Source organism: Streptomyces sp. NPDC054932 (assembly GCF_053610205.1).
This window is the reverse complement of record NZ_JBSGXU010000370.1, coordinates 1-2,457: the sequence shown is the minus strand read 5'-3', so window position 1 is coordinate 2,457 and position 2,457 is coordinate 1. Positions and strand designations below refer to the sequence as shown.

The 2,457-nt window shown below is 71.5% G+C and carries 3 protein-coding genes; all 3 read left to right on the top strand.

Annotated elements, in window-relative coordinates; translation table 11 throughout:
- Positions 1 to 185: 185 nt before the first annotated feature.
- Positions 186 to 638 (top strand): hypothetical protein, encoded by a 453-nt coding sequence (locus ACWGE1_RS40835; RefSeq protein WP_453425534.1) that lies wholly within the window; start codon positions 186 to 188, stop codon positions 636 to 638.
- Positions 625 to 1,593 (top strand): polyprenyl synthetase family protein, encoded by a 969-nt coding sequence (locus ACWGE1_RS40830; RefSeq protein WP_453425533.1) that lies wholly within the window; start codon positions 625 to 627, stop codon positions 1,591 to 1,593. Before ACWGE1_RS40835 ends, ACWGE1_RS40830 begins: the two co-directional genes overlap by 14 nt.
- A partial coding sequence (locus ACWGE1_RS40825) for an FAD-dependent oxidoreductase (protein ID WP_453425532.1) occupies positions 1,590 to 2,457 on the top strand: 868 nt, incomplete at its 3' end. The genes ACWGE1_RS40830 and ACWGE1_RS40825, both read left to right, overlap by 4 nt.

Sequence of the window (2,457 nt, the reverse complement as noted above, 5' to 3'; positions counted from 1 at the left end):
GAACCCCGACATCACCCCCGGCAGGGTCAAGACACTCATCGTCACGACCACGCCGGGACCGATCCCGCTCGTCTGGTACGGCAGGGTCGACGCGCTCGCGGCGGTCAACGCCACGCCGGCGCCGCCGTGACGGCGCACCACACCACCGGTCGGAAACCGCCACCGCCCATGAGGAGAGACGTCCCGTGCCCGACGAATTCGCGCCCCGAGCAGCAAGCGTCACCGACAACGACAGAACACTGGCGGGCGCGGTGCGGAGCGGGGTCAGGGACTTCAAGACCGAAAACCCGGTGGAGTTCCGGGAGATGGTGAGCGAGTTCGACGGCCGCGAGGCCAACGTGGCCGTGCTCGGCTTCGGCCGGATCAACGTCCGCGTCGGCGGTGGCGACGTCGTCATCGAGCCCGGGCTGGGATCCGGGGAGATGATGCACGGCGCGGTGTACCGGGAGGCCGCCCAGTTGATCGCGGCCGGCCGCCTCACGCCACTTCAGGCGTACTTCCGGGGAGACGTCATCGTCCGGGCTGCGGCCGGCGACCTGCACAACGGCTACGGCTTCTTCGTCCGGTTCGCCGAACTCGCCTTCGGATCGGCAAGGCTGCGCACGCAGCTCGACGAGCTGTGCGATGAATTCCTCTGAGACCTTGCCGCTCTCCCTCGACAACGGGTGGGCCGCGCGGCTCGACGACGTCCTGCACGAGGCGGTGACCGTGCAGGACGCGGATCTGGGCCGGATCGCCGGCGGATTGATCCGCCACGGCGGCAAGCGGCTGCGCCCGCAGCTGTTGTTCCTCGCCGCGAGCCTCGGCGAGGCCGACGAAACGCTGCTCGTCCATGCCGCCGCCGCCATCGAACTCATGCACGTCGGATCGCTGCTGCACGACGACGTGATGGACGGTGCGGCGACGAGACGCGGAGCCCCCAGCGCGAACTCCCGGTGGGGCAACACACATGCCGCCACGACGGGTACGCACGTGCTCGCGTGCGCGATGGCCGAGCTGGCACACCTGCCGCACGAGGCGGTGTCGGCGGTGACGGAAGCGGCGTTCACGTTGTGCAGCGGCCAACTCCGTGAGACCGAGCACGTGTACGACACGGAGCTGGCCGTCGACGAGCATCTCGAGATCATCCGCATGAAGACGGCCACGCTGTTCGGGTTGCCCTGCCGGCTGGGCGCGGAGCTGGCCGAATGCGATCCCGGCCATGCAGACGCTCTGTTCCGCTTCGGACAGCAATTGGGGATCGCGTTCCAGCTCACCGACGACCTGCTCGACCTCGTCGGAGACCCGGCCAGTCTGGGCAAGCCGACGGGTACCGACCTCCGAGCCGGCGTGTTCTCGTACTCGGTCCTCCTCGCGCTGCGCCAGAACCCGAGCGGGCGGCTGGCGGCACTGCTGCGCCACGAGAACCTCACCGAACGGGAGGCGGCCGAAGCGGCGGGGCTGGTGCGTCTGAGCGGCACCGTGGACCTGACGCGCGAACTCGTGCGCACGCACACCGACCGCGCCGCCACCGCACTCGCCGGGCTCCCGGACTTCCCCGGCCGCGACGCCCTCGCCGACATGCCCCGACGTATCGCGAGCCGAATGCGATGAACGTGCGAAATCTCTACGACGCCGTGGTGGTCGGCGCGGGGCCCGCGGGCTGCGCTGCCGCCTACCATCTCGCGGTCCGGGGCCGCCGGGTCCTGCTGCTCGAGGCACAGCACTTCCCGCGGGACAAGGCGTGCGGCGATGCGCTGACGCAGCGCGCGGTCCGGATCCTCGCCGCGATGGGCGTCCTCGACTCACTGCCCCATACGGAACGGATGCGGGGCGCGCGAGTCCACATGCGCGGCCGTGGCCGGCGCGACTTCGTCTACGACGCCTACCCGGGCACGGACAGCCACGGCCTCGTGGTGCCGCGCGTCGTGCTCGACCAGGCCGTGGCCCTCCGCGCCGTGGCGGTCGGCGCCGAGCTCTGGGAGGACGCCGCGGTCACGGCCCCGATCGTCGAGGGCGGTCGGGTCGTCGGGGTACGGGTGCGCCGTGAGGGCCGCGCCATCGACGTCCGGGCGGCCGTGGTCGTCGCCGCCGATGGTGCACGGTCCCCGCTGGCGCGCGCGGTCGGTCTGCTGCCCGAGGGCGACCTCGGCGTCGGTGTCGGTGTCCGCGGCTATCTGACCGGTCTCGACGGCCTGCGGGATCTCCAGGAGGCCTTCCTGCCCCTGGACGACATCGCGGGCCGGGACCTGTTGCCGTCGTTCGGCTGGATCAACCCGACGGGCGCGTCGGAAGCGAACGTGGGCGTCGCGCTGTTCCGTCCCGGATACGAAGGCCGTGCGGAGCAGGTGTTGCAGCACTTCCTCGCCCGGCTGAGCACACGCGGGCAGGGATTCGGCGGCCGGCTGCGCGGAGAGTGGGCGACGGCGCCGTTCCCCCTCGACTTCTCCCCCGATCGGTGCGTCGCCGACGGCATCC

Excerpts from the sequence above, each read along its gene's own strand:
- ACWGE1_RS40830 (WP_453425533.1), top strand. The coding sequence starts at position 625 with ATGAATTCCTCTGAGACCTTGCCGCTCTCCCTCGACAACGGGTGGGCC.